This is a genomic window from Methylobacterium oxalidis, assembly GCF_007992195.1.
Lineage (GTDB): Bacteria > Pseudomonadota > Alphaproteobacteria > Rhizobiales > Beijerinckiaceae > Methylobacterium > Methylobacterium oxalidis.
In genome coordinates this window covers 1-2856 of the sequence record NZ_BJZU01000244.1, presented here as the reverse complement: position 1 = coordinate 2856, position 2856 = coordinate 1, and the positions used below count along the sequence as shown (strand labels likewise).

The window sequence follows — 2856 nt, the reverse complement described above, 5'->3', positions numbered from 1 at the left end:
AGTCTGGTCCCAGAGCACCAAGCGTCAACGCCGCCCTCGATCGCAGAAGTCATCTGCCTGCAGATCGCCTGCGAGGAGATCGGCGCGAAGGCATTGAACGGTGCCATGGTATTCCTCCAGCAGGCCGATCAGCGGAAATTCCGCAGTCGAGCAGCGACACCTGTCATTCAAGTCTCTGACGCGCGGCATCTTCGAGCAGACACCGCGAATATGCCTCTCGATCTCTGCCGGCGCGGCATCGATGACAGCGTCTGGACTGAGAACTTCCCTGTTCAGGAGGCGAGGGTAAGTTCACCCTCCAGCACAGCGCGCTCGCCTGCAGCTGATTTGACTCGGTACGCTGGCTCGCCCGAGCGCTCCTCCGGCATGAGCCGAACGATCTCGAAGATGCTGCTGGCAGCGCTGCCGCTGTCAACCGAACTCGGCCGGCGAGCCTGCCGCACCCGCTGACCAATCTTGAACTTGTGAGACATCTGCAATCCTCCTGATCTGACCACTCTACGGAACGTGCTCGCTCTAACGCCGTGCTCTGGCCTTGCGGGCCGCAAAGCGCGCATCGCGTGCCGTCTTCTGCTCGGCCGCCAGCGCGGCTTGGCGATCCGCCTTCTCGGCGGCTTGGCGGGCAGCTTCGGCCGCCTCACGCTCCCGCGCAGCAAGGGCCTCCGCCTCGTGCTGAGCCGTGGCTGCGAGACGAGCCATCTCCCGCTCGTTGACCCGAACCTCTCGGGCCTGGATGACCGCGCGTCGCGCTGACTGCCGTGCAAGAACAATCGGGTCATCGGCGGATGGGTGTGCCCGGAACCGAGCTACCGTGGCCTGCCGCGCCTTCGCAGCGGCCTCAAGACGATCAACGAGTTGGTTGGCTTTGAATTGGCCCACGTACATTCCTTATGCGCATCGCGGCTGAACGCGCGTCGAGAGAAAAGAAAAGCCGCTCCGACTGGAGCAGCTTCCATAATGGTCAACGTTGAGGCGACCTTAGGCGACCTGCAGGCTTCCGGCAGCCTGCTTGCCCGAGCGGCGGTCAGTCTCGATCTCGTAGGAGACCTTCTGACCTTCATCGAGGGTCTGCATGCCGGCGCGCTCGACGGCGGAGATGTGGACGAATACGTCCTTGCTTCCGTCCTCAGGCTGGATGAAGCCAAAACCCTTGGTTCCGTTGAACCATTTTACGGTGCCGATGCTCATAGATATTTCCGTGTTTTCGTAGTCAATAAGATATAGCAAGCGCACGCAAGCACGCGCTCGGCCGCTCGTCGTCGAAATAGGGGAGAGATGCAGATCGCGCGCCCATCTGAGCGGCACGGCCGGATATCTGGCCGAAGTTCGATAACTACTATCTACGACATCAAGGGGGCAATTACAACCGCGCAAAGTCGATTTTAGAAAAAAGAAAAAGTCCTTGGCTTACGGGTGACATGGAACGGAGTCATTTCTCGGGATTTCTCTTTTAAAAGCCGCAAAGCTGGGAGCCTTCAATTCGCCGCTCACTTCTTTGAGACTCCCTGAACCCAGCTTTGTGAGGGTAGAGAATAACAATGCAACGATCCATGAAGTTCGGCCGCAAGATCCCGATGCCTTCAATGGTCCAGATCAAGCATAGCCTTAGAAAGATGGCCGCAACGGACTCGCTGGTTGCGGCACTGCGAGAGAAAAATTTCACACCTGAGGAACTATCTCGACTTACAGCGGAGCTTAATGAGAAGTACCGAATTTCGCCGGATCAAGTGCAGATGCTGGCTGATCGCATCGGAACAGAGCAGAGAGCGGCAGCAATAGCACCCACAGGAACCTCCGGGCGCACCGCGTTGATCGCACCCGGAACTGGCTGACATAGTCAGGCATCAGCTGCCGCGCAGGCAATTTTATTTATACGGCTGCGATCGTACGTTGAAGGTCCTGCCATTTTTCATGCAAGTCAACGAGTTAGCAGCCGCCTTCGGAACCGCATTTCGAGTGACCTGACCGGCATTTTGGACCGAGCCAGTTGCGAGGCTACTGCCTGGTAGCGGCCATGAGTAGGCGGAAGGCCAGATCCGGGAAGCTGACGGGCGCGGGTGGCCGGTAGACCAAGGACGAGTGCGGCCGGACGCGGTTGTAGCTGGCTTGCCAAAGCCCGATCACAGCCTGTGCCTCTTTGAGCGAGGAGACGATCTCCTGGCGCAGGCACTCGTCGTAGCTCTGCTCGCAGATGCCCGCCTCTTTGCAGGCAACGGCGATGCTCTTGCCCTGGGCTGTCTGCACCTCGATCTGGCGCAGCGTCAGCACCACGGGCTCGGCACTCGGCCTCTGTCCTCGCCTCACCTCCAGCTCCTCCCGTCCTGGCTGATCCTCGCAATCAGCCCGGTCCAAAGCCAGCCGGTCAGGTCACGCTGCATCGTCAGTGTGTCGTGACCGCCAGCGCCTCGCTCCGCAGCAACTCGGATCCCGCTAGCGTCAAGCTGGTTATCCCTCGCCACAACAAGAACGATGGTGATCGGGATGGAAATGAAGCAGCGGGAACTCGAGGCACGCATCGTCGCCATCGAGCATGCCCTCCAAGTGATCGTGAACTGCCTTTCGGACCGGAAGTTCCTTGATCGGGGCAAACTCGTGTACCTGCTTGGGGCCGCGGCTGATGAGCCGAATGCTGGCGTATCGAACGCGGGCATCCCGAAGGCTTTGCGTCGCTTGGCTGAGAGCCTCTGAGCGATGCTCATCACCGCAGTGCCTCCCGGTGCACGTACCAGCGCGTGCCGCCGCGCTTTATCGCCAGTCTGTGATGGCTCTTCATCAGCTGCTCGGCCTTCCGGCGCGCTATCGTTCTGAATGCCCCAAGCTGCAGACGCGGTCTTTCAGCAGCACGAAAGGATCGCT

At 59.9% G+C, this 2856-nt stretch carries 5 protein-coding genes and 1 pseudogene; 3 read left to right on the top strand and 3 right to left on the bottom strand.

Going from position 1 to position 2856, the window contains the following annotated elements:
- A partial coding sequence (locus MOX02_RS32875) for a hypothetical protein (RefSeq protein ID WP_174804990.1) occupies positions 1-450 on the top strand: 450 nt, incomplete at its 5' end.
- 66 nt (positions 451-516) lie between these two features.
- On the opposite strand, the gene MOX02_RS30095 is transcribed toward MOX02_RS32875, so the two are convergent.
- Together MOX02_RS30095 and MOX02_RS30090 are read right to left on the bottom strand one after the other, a co-directional pair.
- Positions 517-885 carry a DUF6481 family protein gene (locus MOX02_RS30095; RefSeq protein ID WP_147029426.1) on the bottom strand — a complete coding sequence of 123 codons (369 nt, stop codon included), beginning with the start codon at positions 883-885 and terminating at the stop codon, positions 517-519.
- Positions 886-978: 93 nt separating this feature from the next.
- Entirely contained in the window at positions 979-1188 is a 210-nt protein-coding gene (locus tag MOX02_RS30090) for a cold-shock protein (RefSeq protein ID WP_147029318.1), read from the bottom strand.
- Positions 1189-1550: 362 nt separating this feature from the next.
- Between MOX02_RS30090 and MOX02_RS30085 the strand changes: the two genes are divergently transcribed.
- Positions 1551-1832: a hypothetical protein gene (locus MOX02_RS30085; protein WP_147029425.1), complete on the top strand. Its 282-nt coding sequence runs from the start codon at positions 1551-1553 to the stop codon at positions 1830-1832.
- A gap of 163 nt (positions 1833-1995) precedes the next feature.
- Here the strand turns inward: MOX02_RS30085 and MOX02_RS30080 are convergent.
- A pseudogene (locus MOX02_RS30080) lies at positions 1996-2202 on the bottom strand (integrase core domain-containing protein); the annotation flags it as partial.
- 279 nt (positions 2203-2481) lie between these two features.
- Between MOX02_RS30080 and MOX02_RS30075 the strand changes: the two are divergent.
- Positions 2482-2688 (top strand): hypothetical protein, encoded by a 207-nt coding sequence (locus MOX02_RS30075; protein WP_147029424.1) that lies wholly within the window; start codon positions 2482-2484, stop codon positions 2686-2688.
- Positions 2689-2856 lie beyond the last annotated feature (168 nt).